The sequence below is a fragment of the Planktothrix prolifica NIVA-CYA 540 genome (assembly GCF_963864145.1).
Taxonomy (GTDB): Bacteria; Cyanobacteriota; Cyanobacteriia; order Cyanobacteriales; family Microcoleaceae; genus Planktothrix; species Planktothrix agardhii.
Genome location: NZ_CAWLTW010000001.1, coordinates 3244555 through 3260476, shown reverse-complemented (window position 1 = coordinate 3260476; position 15922 = coordinate 3244555). Strand labels below are relative to the sequence as shown.

Annotated in this window: 19 protein-coding genes; 9 read left to right on the top strand and 10 right to left on the bottom strand. The window is 39.7% G+C overall.

Annotation, left to right across the window (positions count from 1 at the left end; genetic code table 11):
* Positions 1-30: 30 nt before the first annotated feature.
* Positions 31-189: a hypothetical protein gene (locus tag AC559H_RS14525; protein WP_007356573.1), complete on the bottom strand. Its 159-nt coding sequence runs from the start codon at positions 187-189 to the stop codon at positions 31-33.
* Positions 190-323: 134 nt separating this feature from the next.
* Between AC559H_RS14525 and AC559H_RS14520 the strand changes: the two genes are divergently transcribed.
* The 5 genes from AC559H_RS14520 (at position 324) to AC559H_RS14500 (ending at position 2163) form a co-directional block, all read left to right on the top strand.
* Positions 324-602, top strand: coding sequence for a hypothetical protein (locus AC559H_RS14520; protein WP_026795835.1), 279 nt, complete (start codon positions 324-326; stop codon positions 600-602).
* Positions 599-889 carry a type II toxin-antitoxin system RelE family toxin gene (locus AC559H_RS14515; protein WP_026795834.1) on the top strand — a complete coding sequence of 97 codons (291 nt, stop codon included), beginning with the start codon at positions 599-601 and terminating at the stop codon, positions 887-889. The genes AC559H_RS14520 and AC559H_RS14515 overlap by 4 nt, the downstream gene beginning before the upstream one ends.
* 178 nt (positions 890-1067) lie before the next feature.
* Positions 1068-1448, top strand: coding sequence for a hypothetical protein (locus tag AC559H_RS14510; RefSeq protein WP_026785553.1), 381 nt, complete (start codon positions 1068-1070; stop codon positions 1446-1448).
* A gap of 20 nt (positions 1449-1468) precedes the next feature.
* The gene (locus AC559H_RS14505) at positions 1469-1813 is read left to right on the top strand and encodes an immunity protein CdiI family protein (protein WP_026785554.1); all 345 of its coding nucleotides are present in this window, start codon (positions 1469-1471) and stop codon (positions 1811-1813) included.
* Positions 1814-1971: 158 nt separating this feature from the next.
* A complete protein-coding gene (locus AC559H_RS14500) occupies positions 1972-2163 on the top strand; it encodes a hypothetical protein (RefSeq protein WP_036833336.1) in 192 nt (63 codons plus the stop codon).
* 172 nt (positions 2164-2335) lie between these two features.
* On the opposite strand, the gene AC559H_RS14495 is transcribed toward AC559H_RS14500, so the two are convergent.
* The 4 genes from AC559H_RS14495 to ntcA form a co-directional block, all read right to left on the bottom strand.
* On the bottom strand, positions 2336-2749 hold the full coding sequence (locus AC559H_RS14495; protein WP_026785555.1) for a pre-16S rRNA-processing nuclease YqgF: 414 nt from the start codon (positions 2747-2749) through the stop codon (positions 2336-2338).
* A 1-nt stretch (position 2750) separates the two neighbouring features.
* Positions 2751-3779, bottom strand: a complete 1029-nt coding sequence (locus tag AC559H_RS14490) for a DUF3084 family protein (protein WP_071782749.1) — start codon at positions 3777-3779, stop codon at positions 2751-2753.
* Between the two features lie 32 nt (positions 3780-3811).
* A complete protein-coding gene (locus AC559H_RS14485) occupies positions 3812-4375 on the bottom strand; it encodes a DUF3084 domain-containing protein (RefSeq protein ID WP_071782607.1) in 564 nt (187 codons plus the stop codon).
* Positions 4376-4538: 163 nt separating this feature from the next.
* Positions 4539-5204: a global nitrogen regulator NtcA gene (gene ntcA, locus AC559H_RS14480; RefSeq protein ID WP_026795833.1), complete on the bottom strand. Its 666-nt coding sequence runs from the start codon at positions 5202-5204 to the stop codon at positions 4539-4541.
* A 178-nt stretch (positions 5205-5382) separates the two neighbouring features.
* Between ntcA and fabI the strand changes: the two genes are divergently transcribed.
* The 3 genes from fabI (at position 5383) to AC559H_RS14465 (ending at position 8475) form a co-directional block, all read left to right on the top strand.
* Entirely contained in the window at positions 5383-6159 is a 777-nt protein-coding gene (gene fabI / locus AC559H_RS14475; protein WP_026785557.1) for an enoyl-ACP reductase FabI, read from the top strand.
* 267 nt (positions 6160-6426) lie between these two features.
* Positions 6427-7035, top strand: a complete 609-nt coding sequence (hisB, locus tag AC559H_RS14470) for an imidazoleglycerol-phosphate dehydratase HisB (RefSeq protein ID WP_026785558.1) — start codon at positions 6427-6429, stop codon at positions 7033-7035.
* Between the two features lie 75 nt (positions 7036-7110).
* Positions 7111-8475, top strand: a complete 1365-nt coding sequence (locus AC559H_RS14465; protein WP_202806353.1) for an RNA-guided endonuclease InsQ/TnpB family protein — start codon at positions 7111-7113, stop codon at positions 8473-8475.
* Between the two features lie 20 nt (positions 8476-8495).
* Here the strand turns inward: AC559H_RS14465 and AC559H_RS14460 are convergent, their stop codons facing one another.
* Both AC559H_RS14460 and AC559H_RS14455 read right to left on the bottom strand, forming a co-directional pair.
* The gene (locus AC559H_RS14460) at positions 8496-8762 is read right to left on the bottom strand and encodes a glutaredoxin family protein (RefSeq protein ID WP_026795832.1); all 267 of its coding nucleotides are present in this window, start codon (positions 8760-8762) and stop codon (positions 8496-8498) included.
* Positions 8762-12406: an EAL domain-containing protein gene (locus AC559H_RS14455; protein WP_026795831.1), complete on the bottom strand. Its 3645-nt coding sequence runs from the start codon at positions 12404-12406 to the stop codon at positions 8762-8764. The genes AC559H_RS14460 and AC559H_RS14455 overlap by 1 nt, the downstream gene beginning before the upstream one ends.
* A gap of 638 nt (positions 12407-13044) precedes the next feature.
* Between AC559H_RS14455 and AC559H_RS14450 the strand changes: the two genes are divergently transcribed.
* Positions 13045-13797, top strand: a complete 753-nt coding sequence (locus tag AC559H_RS14450; protein WP_026795830.1) for a cobalt-precorrin-6A reductase — start codon at positions 13045-13047, stop codon at positions 13795-13797.
* 24 nt (positions 13798-13821) lie between these two features.
* On the opposite strand, the gene AC559H_RS14445 is transcribed toward AC559H_RS14450, so the two are convergent.
* From AC559H_RS14445 to AC559H_RS14435, 3 genes are all read right to left on the bottom strand, one after another.
* A complete protein-coding gene (locus tag AC559H_RS14445; protein WP_026795829.1) occupies positions 13822-14343 on the bottom strand; it encodes a hypothetical protein in 522 nt (173 codons plus the stop codon).
* Positions 14344-14541: a hypothetical protein gene (locus AC559H_RS14440; RefSeq protein WP_026795828.1), complete on the bottom strand. Its 198-nt coding sequence runs from the start codon at positions 14539-14541 to the stop codon at positions 14344-14346.
* Positions 14542-14642: 101 nt separating this feature from the next.
* Entirely contained in the window at positions 14643-15872 is a 1230-nt protein-coding gene (locus tag AC559H_RS14435) for a bifunctional cobalt-precorrin-7 (C(5))-methyltransferase/cobalt-precorrin-6B (C(15))-methyltransferase (RefSeq protein WP_026795827.1), read from the bottom strand.
* Positions 15873-15922: the final 50 nt, after the last annotated feature.

Here is a 15922-nt window from a genome sequence, read left to right as displayed (position 1 = left end):
TATCTGCGTAAATTTGCCGTTAAAAAGCTATTAATTAGTAAACAAACTCGGCTCCACATAAAAAAAACTACCCAGAATCAAGGCCTGCTCTTTGCTGATATCTCGCTGGCCATTAACCAATTCATAAACTCCGGCTTCATCGCCAATAATTCCCACCAAATCCGCCGGTTTTAGCGCTCGCTGTTCCATCAAAAATAGTAACAATGAATGAGGCGTAGCTGTAACTCCAGGTGCATAATATTCTTGCTCAAAATCTAATGTGTTACAATTGAGTAAAACTCTATCCCAGGGAGTTTTACCTAACTTTATAATAGCTGAAAGATATGTTTTGGATTCTGAAAAACTTAATCAGCACAGATCCACAAGGATGCCTCAGTTTAAACCTCGAACCCAAGTCAACAGAGTATCGCGTTCTGGTCAACGAAGCCGGACAAATTTTATTAGACCCAATAACCAACATACCTGATTGCGAACAGTGGTTGTGGCAAAACCCCCAAGCATTAGCCTCAGTCAAGTGCGGCCTCGCCCAAGCAGCTAAAGGTGAAGTACATGACTTGGGTGACTTTTCTGAATATGCTGATTTGGAGATTGAAGAGGAATGAATTTTCGGATAGAATTTTCTTCATCAGCTAGAGATAGCTTAATTAATCTTCAAGAACTCGATGCCAAAAAATACAATAAAGTGCTGAAAACACTTGGATTAATGGCAACTAATTTACGCCATCCCAGCTTGAAAACTCATAAATACGACACATTATCAGGCCCTAATCAAGAAGAAATATTTGAGGCTTACGTCGAAAACAAAACCCCAGCAGCGTTTCGAGTTTTTTGGTATTATGGCCCGGACAAAGGTGTAATCACAGTTATTGCAATTACGCCTCATCCCTAAAGTGCGATCGCTACCGGAATAGTAATATTAAGAAGTGCGATCGCTCTTTCCCCAAAAAGCGCGATCGCACTTCATCTATCCGTATCCATTTGCGATTTAAAAATTTCTATACAACCCTTACATCTCTAACTATGCTACCATTAACCTCAGCTATTATTATTGACTAAAGCCATAAACATTGACAAACCTATCCGACGAAAAAAATACTCTCATTGCTGAACTTAGAAAAGCTGGAATTAAACATACACCTGAAGAAATTTTGCGAATATCCCAACTCCCTAATGGCAAAATAGTTTTCTTAGAAAGGGGAAATGCTAGTTCTGGACTGCAACATATATTAGAAAATCACAAAGATGAATTTGCCGAAAAAGGAATTTATGAAGCCGAGGTTCCCGATGCAGTCTTCCTAGCCGTTATTCAGGGGACTGTAGTAGGTTATCAAAAACCCAATTGCCCTATTTATCAAATTATCTTTAATGGCAAAACTCAGTTAATTGCTGTTACAGTAGGTAGTAACGGTTATATAGTCTGTGCCAATCCTCGCTCTACTTCACAATAACTGAAAAAAGGAGAAATCAAATGACAATCAACATCAAGTTAATGCCAGATTATTGCTCGTACTCTTTGTGGGGACTCGATCCTGATAATATTGGAGATATCAATCCCGCATTATTACCCTTGAGTAAAAAGACAATCAAGCGTTTGGAAAAATGGGCTGCCACCTACGATCAAATTTTGAAGTGGGACGATCCAGCTTCATCAGGTTTTGCAACTGTTGAAGAAGCTGAAAAATTTGAACGAGAAGGAGTTGATTTATGGCATCAGTTACGAGAAGAATTGGCTCCTAATTATGAAGTGCGTTACTTTAGTCAAAAATTGCGAAAAGTTATAAATAACCCAGATGAATTAATGGTTAGTGCCTAATTATATCAAGACTTACGCAATTGGCACAACCTGTAGGAAAATCTTCGATATTGCCCCCCTTTCTCCAAAAAGCGCGATCGTCTTTCATCCTAAAATTTACTCTTTTGACAACTGATGCTATAATTAAATAACAGTATTTGTAACTACTAACTACTAAGATGGCGCAAGCTAAAGAAATTTTAATTTCCTTACCAACATCGCTAGTAAAATTTATTGAAAGCTACAAAATTACCAAGGGATGCCAATCGCCTTCCCAAGTAATTGAATTAGCCTTAGAATTATTGCAAAACCAAGACCTAGAAGAATCTTATAGACAAGCATCTAGTGAAATTGACTCCGCACTGGAATAGTGAGCATTGCTCGGTGGGTGGCAAACATCTTGATAAAACCCCCCACCCAATCAATAACCTCCGAGCGTGAAAACGCAATTTTCTATACAGAGCTACGCTACGCATAGAAAATTGCGTAAGTCCTGAATCAATTCAAAACTGATAACTGCTAGAGACGCGCCATGGCAGGTTTCTACTGATGACTGATGAGTGATGACTGATTCAAATATCGTTCAATTAATACGATCGCCACAATATCATCAATCGGACGAGGTGGGGTTCGCATTCCTTTGGGAATTAAACGAGTTAAACCTTTAGGGGGATAAATTTGCCAATAGCGATCGCGCGCTTCTAAGGTAGAATATCGTTCATTCACTTGAATAATAGAAAGGGATTCTGGCAAAATTTCAGTTAGTTTTTGTTTCCACATTTTTGAAGTGGTTTGATCTCCCATTACCACCGTTTCAATAGTAAATTGTTGACACAAAGATTCAATAATTTTAGGAACATCCGGCGATAAAATCACCTCATGATAATATAACTGGGAACCGTCACCCATCACCGCAATTCCACATTTTTCTCGACCGGGATCAAACCCTAAAATCATTTTATTTTTTATCATCGTATTGAGTATAATTAGATTGAGAATCTGGATATCCTATATTATTCTGTCTCTGGGTGGATGGATTTTCTAGTGGATTAGAATTATTAGGCTGTTCCTGTTGTCGTCGGGTACTAAAGATCACTTTTCCATTGCGAAGCGCCAATAAATCCAGTCGCAATGGCCCAATAGTATAGGCATCTTCAGCAGCAATGGCTTGAATTTCCAAGGGTTGATTATGTTCTTGAACTTGTTGGAAAAAACGAATTAATGTATCCATTCTATCATTCCCAATTTGGACTGTTCCACCCACAACTCCAACAAAACGCGCCCGAAAACTGGACGCATCTAAAAGTTGTTGCATTTGCTTTCTCAATTGATCATCAGATAAAACAGAAGGATTCAACGTTGTTCTCGCAATAATTTCCCCTGTTGTAAATAATAATCGATTCGGTTCAGCTTTAGTAAAAACCGATACTTTTGTTTCCCCAACTAAATAATTAGCCGCCGAAATCACTTGTACCACATAATCTCGACCATCATCAATTTGATTAATTAAATCTTCAACCTCTACTTTTGTAATTTGAATTACTTGAACTTGACCCGCTTTTATATTGCCTAATTGTATAGACTCAACGGCATAATTATTCGCTTCTTTTAAAAGGGTATTAACCGCCTGAATTGCAGTTTTTGGATCACTAATTCTGACTAAACTGCTAGATAGAACCTGTCCTCGTTCTAAAACAACACTTCCTTCTCGTAATAATTGAAAATCCCGTCCAATCAGTTCAACCTGTTGACTTAAAACTTGTTTTTGCTGTTCTAATTTTTTCTGTTCTGTTTCCAATTCTTCCAACCGAGATTCCCGTTTAGCAATAATTTGATCCTGTTCTTTGATCTGTTGCTCCTGTTGTTCAAGTTCTTGATCCTGCTGTTTCATTTCTTGATCTCGTTTGCCAATTTCCTGATCCCGTTTCACAATTTCCCGATCGCGATTTTGAATTTGAGCTTTGACCTGTTCTTGTTGCCGAATCAAATTTTGACGTTCAGTTCTGAGTTTTTGAATTTCTAATTGTAAACTTTTTTTTGTTTAAATACCTCTTGAAGTCGATTTTCTCTATTTTTAAGTTCGGCTTCCGTTGCTTTTCTTTCTATTTGAATATCTTGTAGTTGTTTCCGAAGATCTCCTAATTGATTCTGAGTTTTTTCTAATTCTTCTGCTGTTTTGACAGCTTGAGATTGAGCCGTTTGTAGGGATTGATTAATCATATTTAACTGTGCCATAGCGGTGTTAATTTCCGTTTTGGCTCTGGTTAAATCCTTTTCTACTCGCCTTTTTTCATCTTCCGTCCGAGTTAAATCCTTCCGAGCATCATTCAATCTACTTTGAATTTGATCAATTTGAAACACACCCCGACGCAGGGGTTTACTCGAAGCAAATAAAACCCCCAAGGTCAATGCCGAAAGCACACTGCCAGTTAAAATAGTCACAACCATAGCAGTGTTGCGGGGGCGAAGATTAAACAAACTCAGCCTGGCTTTTCCAACTTTAGTTCCCAGGCGATCGCTAACCGTCGCAATCACGCCACCCAAAACTAAGATGGATATAACCAGGATAATTCCTGCGGTCATAAAGTAAGAAAAATCTGGGAGAGTGGAAACTCAGGACTTTAAAACCTGAGAATCTAAAAATTTAATAATCTAGTTAATGCAGTTTGCCCAATTTTCTCTAATTATATCTAACAGCAAGTTTCCTAGATCTTTTCTGGGTTAATCTAGGAAACCTAACCGTAGATTAAGTAAATTGTTGACCTAGGGTAACGGGATTATGGACTGTGATCTTTTTCTTATAAATTGAGATCATGTTTTTTTGTCGTAAATCTCCTAATAAACGGGTAACGGTAACTCGCGTGGAACCAATCGCTTCTGCGATCGCCTGATGGGAAAGTTTCAAATCAATCCGAATTCCGTCTCTACCCGGTACGCCAAAATCTCGACAAAGAATCAGGAGAAAACTAACTAATCTCGATCCCATATCTCGGTGAGCTAAGGTTTCAATCATCATCTCTGTTTGTAAAATCCGAGACGATAATCCGCGCAACATCACCATCGGCAGTTCGGGATCGCTTTTCAGGGCTTTCTCCACCTGTTCAATCGGAACTGAGAGTAATTCTACAGAGGTAAAGGCAACGGCATGATAAAACCGATCTGACCGATGACCTGTAATTAACGATAAAACACCAAATACACTATTTTCTCGAAGTAAAGCGACGGTAATTTCTTCTCCAGCTTCATAGACTCTGGACAATTTCACCGCCCCTTTGATCAGAACATAGACGCGCTCCGCCGGATCGCCGGGAAAGAAGATCGTCTTACTCCGTTCAAAGCTTTCCACGACAGGAGGGAACGCCCCTCCGCCGATACTGCGGAACACTTCTGCTAACGGTCTATCATACGTCACAACCCGATCCCTTGCACTAATAATGCTCTAATATATCTTCCGTATTTCAGTTTACGCTAATTGCATCATTTATCTGTTTAATCGACGGATGATTGTCTGATCAATGTTTTATCCCCGGTAGAAATCGGCAAATCCATGGCTTTGATTAGGATACCAATTACTTATAGAATAATCTATTATGCTGAATTTGAACGGAAAAAACGCACTTGTTACCGGCATTGCCAATAATCGCTCCATTGCGTGGGGCATTGCCCAACAACTTCACCAAGCTGGAGCTAATCTTGGAATCACCTACCTTCCTGATGAGAAAGGTCGTTTTGAAAAAAAGGTGCAAGAATTGGTTGAACCCCTTAACCCTAGTTTGTTTCTGCCCTGTGATGTCCAGAATGATACTCAAATCGAGGAGTTATTTACGGCCATCCGTGACCAATGGGGACGAATTGATATTCTGATCCATTGTCTGGCCTTCGCGGGAAAGGAGGAACTGTCTGGGGACTTTAGCAATGTATCCAGGGCTGGATTTACTCGCGCCCTAGATATTAGTGCCTATTCTCTAGTTCAACTGAGTGGGGCTGCTAAACCTTTGATGACCCAAGGGGGTAGCATTATTACCCTGACCTATCTGGGTGGGGTGCGGGTGATTCCTAATTACAATGTCATGGGAATTGCTAAAGCAGCCTTGGAAATGAATGTTCGTTACCTGGCGGCGGAATTGGGGCCATTGGGAGTTCGGGTGAATGGCATTTCGGCTGGCCCGATTCGGACTTTGGCATCTTCGGCCGTGGGTGGGATTTTAGACATGATTCATCACGTCGAAGAAATCGCCCCCCTAAAACGGACGGTGACTCAAACGGAAGTCGGTAATGCAGCGGCTTTCCTGAGTAGCGATTTATCCAGCGGCATTACAGGCCAAATTCTGTATGTCGATTCGGGTTATTGCATCATGGGAATGTAATTAATCAGTCATCAGTTAACAGTTAACAGTTATCAGTTTAAGAGTTGTCAGTTTAAGAGTTAATCAACTGTTAGCTTATTAACTAATAACTAATAACTGATGACTGATGACTGATGACTGATAACTGTTGAATGACAACTGTTAACTAAAAACTGTTAACTGATAACTGATAATTGATAACTGATAATTGTTAACTAAAAACTGTTAACTATTAACTGTTAACTGACAACTGAAAACTATTAACTGATAACTGATAACTGATGACTGATGACTGATTTAAATATGCTTCCTAGAATTGCAACGGTACACCGAAAAACGGGGGAAACGGAGGTTAATGTAACTGTTAATTTAGATGGAACAGGAATCTGTAAGGTTTCTACAGGAGTTCCATTTTTAGATCATATGTTGCATCAAATTTCGTCCCATGGCTTAATTGATTTAGAAATTCAAGCCACCGGAGATATTGAAATTGATGATCACCATACCAATGAAGATGTGGGAATTACATTAGGTTTGGCTTTAGCTAAAGCATTAGGCGATCGCAAAGGAATTGTCCGGTTTGGTCATTTTATTGCCCCTTTAGATGAAGCCTTAGTCCAAGTGGCCTTAGATTTTTCCGGTCGTCCTCACCTGACTTATGGTTTAGAAATTCCGACCCAACGAGTGGGAACCTATGATACTCAATTAGTGCGAGAATTTTTTGTAGCTATTGTTAATAATAGTCAACTAACATTGCATTTACGTCAGTTAGATGGAATCAATTCCCATCATATTATTGAAGCCGGGTTTAAAGCCTTTGCTAGAGCCCTAAGAATGGCAGTTGAAATTGATTCTCGTCGGGCAAATACTATCCCCAGTTCCAAAGGGGTTTTGTAATTTTTTCTCATAAATAAAGTAACAGCCTCGTTGTTGCGCTTTAGCGCATCTACCCAGAGTGATCTCAGCGCAACAATGAACTTTTTTACAAAGCCAGGGTGGGATCGTGAAAGCCCACTGGCTTCAGCCGTGGGATTAAACGCGACGCAGGCACTTTTAAGTGCCGTCATCTACCAATTAATTTGTACCCAGTTATTAGATATTTATGTTATCATATTTTCCATGATCAAAGTAACTCGGACGATTAAATTAAAATTCGCAAAACTCAACCGTTGTAAAGCTCAAATGTTTGAGCAAATGACGGAAGAAAACACGCAGATTGCTAATAAGCTGTTGTCATTGCCAATTAAAGAACGGCGAAAAATGACAACAGCTAAAATCATGTCCGAGTTAAAATCTGCTCTGGTCAATCAAGTTATTCGACATACCACATCCCCAACGGGTCGTAAAACCAAGCAATATAAAGTTCTTCCTGTAGAAGTTAACAATCAAAATTGGAAATTAACTCAAAAAGGGAGTACCTATTCAATTAGCTTCCCGACCCTCAAAGGTGAAAAAAGAATCCCCATTGAAGTAGCATCTCCTCATTGGCAACCCGTTTTAGATGGATTGTTAGAGGGAACAATTCAAGGGGGATCTTTTAAGTTAATTAAACATCGAAATAAGTGGTATGTCTATCTGTCGATAACAGAGGATGTTCCAGAAGTTGAGACAGAGAAAAGATTGGGGTGTGACCGAGGGCAGAATAATTTAGCGGTAGTTGCACCAAAAGAAGGTTTCGGCAAGTTCTTTAATGGTCAAAGTGTTAAGCATCGGAAACGTTATTTTCAACAACGAAGAAAACAACTTCAAGAAGCTAAAAAGTTTCGAGCTTTAAAGAAATGGAACAAAAAAGAGCAACGATGGATGGAAGCTATTAACCATACAGTCAGTCGCCGAATTGTTCGTTTTGCTGAATACCATAACGCCGATATTGTTATAGAGGATTTGGAAGGATGTCGTAAAACCATGAAACAGAGCAAAAAATCTCGTTCTGATTCTGGTCAATCTCGACACACTTGGTCTTATTATTCTTTGGAGCAAAAACTTAATTATAAGTTGGCTTTGAAAGGATTGAAATTAATCAAAAGACCTGCACCATATACCTCAAAATCTTGTTCAACTTGCGGTGTTATTGGCAAAAGAAATCGGCATGATTTTAATTGCCCTAATGGTCACTACCACAATTCTGATTTGAATGCTGCACGAAATCTGTCTCAATGGGATGGTTTCGCTTGTGATTTAAACCTAAAGAGAGATGCTTCTGTAATGGATTCATCCGGTTTAAATTATGGGGTGTTTGGCGCACCCCCGAACTCGGTGAAAAACAATCAAAAAGAGTATATTCAACTGTCTTTATTTGATTGGGCTAGATACGAGAATCCCACCCCTTTAGCGTAGCGTAGGGGTGGGAGTGTCAACTACAAATACTTCTGTAACATTTGTTCCAACTGTATAACCGACATTCGAGGTGAAGGACGGGGAATAGGTTCGTCTGGTTCACCGGATTTAAACAGGACAGGAATAGAATATTGATAGGCTTCAAACCAATCTTCCCGGGTAGTAATGTCTCGAATTTCTAATTGAAATTTTCCTAATGTTTGGGATGATGCTTGAATTTTCTCCAATTTTTCTTGCAGTCCTTCGCATAAATGACAGCCCGGTTTACTGTATAAAATCAGTGTGATCATGAGATTTCTTTAGCCTCCGATAGTAATAGTTTGGTTGCTTGTTCAGCTTCTAGGGGTTTAGCGAATAAATAACCCTGTCCGAATGGACAACCCAACTCCTGTAAAATTCTCCTTTGTTCACGGGTTTCTATCCCTTCAGCCACAACATCTAAATCTAAATTTTGCGCTAAAGAAATAATAGCTTTGACAATTTGTAAAGGCTGGCTTTTTTTTCCTTGAAAGACACTACTTTTCTGATCTAAAGGGCTAATAAATGAACGATCAATTTTTAAACTATTTAAGGGGAATTGATGTAAATAACTCAAAGATGAATACCCCGTGCCAAAATCATCAATTGATAGATGAATTTTCCTAGATTTGATTTGAGCTAGAATCATAAACGAAGTGGATAAATTTTCCATAATCACACTTTCAGTAATTTCTAGTTTTAAATCACTAGGATTACAACCTGTCTCAGATAAGATTTGATCAATTTGTTCTAAGAGATTAACTTGACAAAGCTGTTTACTTGAGAGATTCACACTCATTGTCAAGGGATAAATATCACAATGAGACCGTTGTTTTCCAGGATAAATGTCTTCTGTAGAGGCAGTTTGAATAGAACTAAATTTTTGGGTTAATTGTTGTTTCCAAACTTGCAATTGCTGACAGGCTTCTCGTAAAACCCAAGCCCCTAGGGGAATAATTAATCCGGTTTCTTCAGCAACAGGAATAAACTCTACAGGTGATACTAACCCCCGGGTGGGATGGAACCAACGGACTAGAGCTTCAAAGCCAGTAATTCTACCACTGAATAAAGAAACAATTGGTTGATAATAGACTTTAAAACCCTTAATATTTGTGGGTTGATCACCGGAGCTTTCTAATAAGTATTCTGTAGTTTTTAAGGCCGTTGAATCATGACTTTCAAGGAGATTTGATAACTCTGATTTTTGTGGTTTGTCAATTATCATGCGTCCATAAATAGCTTGCCGTAAATCCGTTTCTAGCTGCAATATAGACAGGGTTTGACTATGTATACTTAAATCAAAAACTTCATATCGAGCTTTGCCTTTTGCCTTAGCCCGATACATCGCAATATCAGCATCTCGTAAAAAATCATCCGGGTTATTATACAATAAACACTGATGGATTTGACTATTATTTTCCGATGGTAGATAATGACCTCGACTGGGAACAATTCCAATACTAACGGTCGTAAAAATTTCATGTCCTTGGATATAAAAAGGTTGGGTTAATTCATAGTGAATTTTCTCCGCCATACTGGTTGCATCGCTGATTTTTTGAACCCGATTAATCAAGATTGTAAATTCATCTCCACCTAAACGGGCAACGGTATCTAAGGCACTGACACAATTTAAAAGACGATGGGAAATTTCAATTAATAGTTGATCTCCCATGAGATGTCCTAAACTATCATTAACCACTTTAAATCGATCTAGGTCTAAAAATAAAATAGCAAACTGATAATTGGGTTCTTGTTTTGAGCGTCTTAATGCTTGAGCCAAACGTTCATTGAAAAAGCTCCGATTCGGTAATTGAGTCAAGGCATCATGTAAGGCTTCATACATGAGTTGGGCTTCAAATCGTTTGCGTTCAGTAATATCCCGAATAATAATTTGAATTGCAGATTTACCTTGATAGGTTGCCGGAATGCCCACAATTTCTACATCAATTACTTCTCCATTTAACCGAGTTAGTTTTTGTTCAATCAACTCCAGAGATTGTTGTTCATTGTTATTATCTTGAATCAGAGTCTGAATGGAATTCAAATAATCAGTGGGAAGAAAATCAAAGATAGAGCGACCGATTAAGTCTTGAGGACGATTTGCTCCTAATAATTTAGCTCCGGCTATATTAATATAAACCAATTTTTCACTATCATGGATGGCAATAGTTTCTGGAGATAATTCCACTAAACGGCGATAGCGTTCTTCACTTTCTTTGAGAGCTAATTCAGCTTTTTGTCGTTGTTTTTCTGTTTGATTAGTAGTAATAAATCTACCAATACTTTGAGCCATTAACTCTAAAATTTCCACTTCATAGGATTTGTAATCTGCGGTTTTAAGCTCTAAAGCAGCAAAAGCTAATGTTCCATAAATTTCACCATTTACCCAAATCGGAGTTCCTAAACAGGTTTCCAACTGAGCTAAGGCTTGGGATTGTAAAACCAAGGCTTGTTCAGATTGTTTACGTTTAGTTATATCCGCTTGAATCCCAATAAAATGAGTCAAATATCCTTTGGAACTATATACTGGAGCAATGGAAAGTTCATTCCAGAAAAACTCCCCATCTTTACGATAATTCTGGAGTTCGACATGACATTCTTTTCCTTCTGCAATAGCATGACGAAGTTCATTAACGGCTGCATTTTGGGAATTATTCCCTTGTAAAAATCGACAATTTTTTCCTAAAATATCTTCCCTGCTATATCCCGTAATTCGTTCAAACCCATTATTCACAAAAATAATCGGATTATCCGGTTGGGTGGCATCGGTAATCACAATCCCATTACTACTACTATTAATAGCTCGTTCCATCAATTGTAAACGTTCTTGGGCGCGATGACTTTCAATCGCCGCCCCTAAGACATTCGCGATCGCTTCTAAAAAATGTGCATCTTCTGGGGTAAATTGACGATGGCGAGTGCTATGAACACTTAAAACCCCCCACCCCCCCTGCCCCCCGTACACGGGGGGTTGGAGGGGTGGAGAATCTACCTGGGTTTTGCTCAAGTCCGAATCCTGTCCCCAACGGGCAATAACCATACTCATACCACTAATCACCCGATGATTATGTAGCAGGGGAGTTCCAGAAAATCGAGTTTCCACCCGTAAATCATCTACCACAATGGTTTCATTCTTGAGTAAGGTATACCCGGCTTGAGAGTTAATATGGGCACTTACCCGAGCATTACCGACCAGTCCCTTTTGCCAACCGACCCCCGCCCTCAACCAAAAAGCATGACCTCCGGGCATAAGTTCCAAAAGTTTACAGTATTCCACATCCAGGGTTTTCGCTACAACACAGACCGCTTCATCTATTAAAGCTGATAGGTCAGAATGAATTAGAGCCTGTTGACCGAGGTAAGCAACCATGGCTTGCTGACTAATCTTAGACTGCAAGGTGGCTAAAAGCGGGTCTAACGGGGCAAGGACGGGAACTTTTTCTGTTGGTAAGGGTTGAGTGGGGGGATGGGGAAGGAGTTCGGAGTAGGTGGACAGGATTAACTTTTCCCCACTTACTGTTAGCAAACGCATGGATACTAATGTCCACCAGAGCGTTCCATCTAACCGTTTTACTTGTAGAGGTTGTTGTATGGAATTCTGTTCTTGCAATTTCTCCAGCAGAATTTCTCTATCCGTGGAATCAGCAAAGATATCAGATTCAGCAAAGTTCGACATTTCCGAGGGAGGCAATCCAAAGGTATTTTGGAAGCGAGAATTACAATAAAAAACCCGACCATCACCCCTATGACTGACAATCAAGGCAACTTGCAGTAGGTCTGCAATCATCTGAATCAGTATGGGGCTATCTAGTAATCCAACTTCTTGATTCCCATCTATGTCCCATTCCTGATCAATGGATGCAATAGGATAAAGTTGGTCTTGATCTGCCTGTGTCCCGTGTTTGTTGAGCATCAACTAGGTTCTGTGCATTGTCTATCCGATTACTCGTAGTTATCGTACTTTTTGCAGAGTGTTTGACACACCAAGAGTTTTCTGTTTGTCCCTCCCTATACATTTTACGATCATCACCCTCAAATTTTGACATTTTTTAATAAAAATTAAAAAAAGGTTAATAAACCCCCTACAGAGATTTTCGATGGATGTCAGTTTAGGAAAAAAATTGATGTCATAGGGAATATCCTCAAGACAAGGATATTTATTTTCTAAAAAAGAATATTATCAATATTATAATAGAGTTTACCCAATCTGTTATCGGAGAGCAACTGACTCGAATTCGAGTAGGATCGGATTGATCTGCAAGGGGATCAATCTGATTAAGGGCTTTTGGCTGGTTCAAAACATGGATTACAGCTATCATAATTTTCACTCTATCCCTAAAATCAGCACTCTTTTTTTGAAGTTTGATAATAATTATTTATTTATTATTGACTTATATACTAAGTTTAACTATGTAAAAATATTCTTGATTATAACTTGACAAATTGCCTCTGATAATGATATAATGGGTAGAATATTATTTATTATTACAATAAAACTACATTAATAATACAATTAATAATTACTGATTAAATCCGTTTTGGCAATTTTCGATGAATCATAAAAAAAGAGTCTTGATTTTGGGAGGAACCACCGAAGCGGTAGCAATAGCAACTCAAATTAATCAAATTCCAGATGTGGAGGCGATCACTTCTTTGGCGGGTCGAACCCAACAACCCGTGACTCAAACTAACCCGGTTTCTTTTCGGATCGGAGGGTTTGGGGGAGTGGCTGGATTAGCAGACTATCTACGCCAGGAACACATTGATTTAGTAATTGATGCTACCCATCCCTTTGCCGCCCAAATTTCCTTTAATGCTGCTCAAGCCGCCTCCAAATCTGGTATTCCCCGATTAATGCTAATTCGTCCCGCTTGGAAACCAGTATTAGGAGATGATTGGATTGAAGTAAACACAAATCAAGCTGCCGCCAAGACTTTACCAGGGTTAGCTGAACGCATATTTCTTACTATTGGTCGGCAAGAACTCCCCACCTATTCCTATGTAAAAAATATCTGGTTTTTGATGCGAATGATTGACCCTCCTGAACCAGATTTACCCATCCCCCCCGGACAATTAATTTTGCAACGGGGGCCCTTTTCTTTAGAGTTGGAGCGATCGCTTTTACAACAGCATAAAATTGGGGCAATTGTTAGTAAAAATAGCGGGGGTGATGCCACTTATGCTAAAATTATCGCCGCCCGGGAGTTAGGAATTACGGTAGTAATGGTGCAACGTCCCCCGGTTCCTGAAGGGGAGATCGTTACGGATGTAGAAAGTGTGATCTCCTGGGTAAAAAACCAATAATCAGACTCAATTAAATTATCATTTTCAATAACGTTCGTGAATCGATTTACATTCCCAAAAAAGTCCAGGCCCAACCGTTAAAACTTGCTCAGTTGGCATGAACAATTCCCAATAGGCAAGCCCAGAATTATCTTGCAAATCTGGCTCTAAAATAAGTTGATAATTACCCTCAAATAAGAGGGTGAGACTAATATTTTGAGCATCAATTACAAGATTAATCAATTCTTTGTTTTCCAATTGCTGCAAAAGTTTTTTGACAGTATCTATTTCTGCATCTATATTAACTTGTAACGTAGAAGTTAAAACTTGATCTCCTTGCTGGAAAATCCAAGGTGTTGCCCTTGTACCAAATTGCCAACTTCCTTTGCGTAAATGTTTCAATTTAGGGTGAGTATAGGCAGACATTTCACCAAAATCTAGCCGTAATTCATCCCCATAACTAAATGTAACCTGATGACAAGTTTCTCCAATAATGGGTTTTGTAATCACTGAAATAATTTGCTCTATATTGGGCTGTGAATTAGCAAGAGATGTCTGAGTAACCATTTAGATATCCTCTAAAAATTCTTTAGCTTTTTGGCGCAGTTCTTCATAGGTAAAATCGCTTCTAAGGTTGAGAGTTCCACCATAACCATTTCTCTTTTCTTCCTCAAGAAATATGCCAAAAGCATTCCTTAATTCCCCCGTAAGATGAAACTCTTTAGCGATCGCATCAACCTGTTTAAGATCCCTTTTTCTGCCCATGAATACATAGAAACCAGAATTATTCCCAATTTAGGATATATACAATTTAAAATAATTATAGCATTTTCTTCAGTTAATTAAAATAACAAACCAAAAAGGTGTCAATAAGGTTTTAAAACAACCCATTGAGTTACGGGAGCCATGGCTTTCCAGCCTAAAAATTTACCTACAGGTTCAGCCCTTTGAATCCCAATGCGGATCAATTCTCCCCCTAATTGACTGTACCACTGAAACATCATTAATTCGCTTTCTACAGTAACAGCATTGGCAACCAAACGACCGCCCGATGGTAAGGCTTGCCAACAGGTTTCTAAAAGTTCGGGGACTGTGATTCCGCCCCCAATAAAAATAGCATTGGGTTGGGGTAAATCTTGGAGGGCAATCGGCGCTTTTCCCGCCACAATTTTGAGGTTAGGAGTTCCCAAGGCCGTTGCATTATCAGCAATATATTGTAAGCGGGTGGGGTGCTGTTCGATCGCAATACTTTGGCAACGGCGATCGCTCCGCATCCACTCAATCCCAATGGAGCCACAACCCGCCCCCACATCCCACAGCAGTTGTCCGGGTAGGGGAGCTAGGGCCGCCAGGGTAATCGCTCGCACTTCTCTTTTAGTTAATTGTCCATCATGGCGATAGGCAAGATCGGGCAGTCCGGGGAGACGAGGGGGGAGGGGGACGGGTTGGGAGGAAATACAGGTAATCGCGATCGCATTCAAATCCGCGATATCCGTGGCATTCCAAGCCCGGGCAGTCCCCTCAATTCGGCGTTCTTGGGTTCCTCCTAGATGTTCTAATACCACCATCTGACTCTCCCCAAAACCCTGTTTGGTTAGCAGTTGGGCGACAATTGCGGGGGTTTGTCGATTAGCACTGAGTACCAATAATTTAGCTCTCGGATAAAGTACCGCATTTAACAAAGCTGGCGGGCGGCCACATAAACTTAATGTTTCTACCTCCGTGAGCGACCAACCTAAACGACTACAGGCGAGGCTAAAGGTAGACGTAGAGGGAATAATTATTATTTCGTTGATCGGAATTTGACGAGTTAGGGTAACACCAATGCCATAACACATCGGATCACCACTGGCTAAAACACAAACAGCTTGACCGCGACGGCGAATAATCTCATTAATTGAATCTTCAATTGGAGAATGCCAAAGGAGTTTTTCTCGCTTATCTTCTGCGGGTAGCATTGCTAAATGACGTTCACCCCCAACAATTACGGAGGCAAGGGAGAGGAGACTCCGCCCTACGGAGGTTAAGTCCTCTAGCCCATTGTCCCCAATTCCCACAATTGATAGCCATGGATGTGGCTGATCCTGATCGCTCATAATTAAAAAAATTATTGTCAACTATAGTCTATGGTATAATTTCCTAGCTT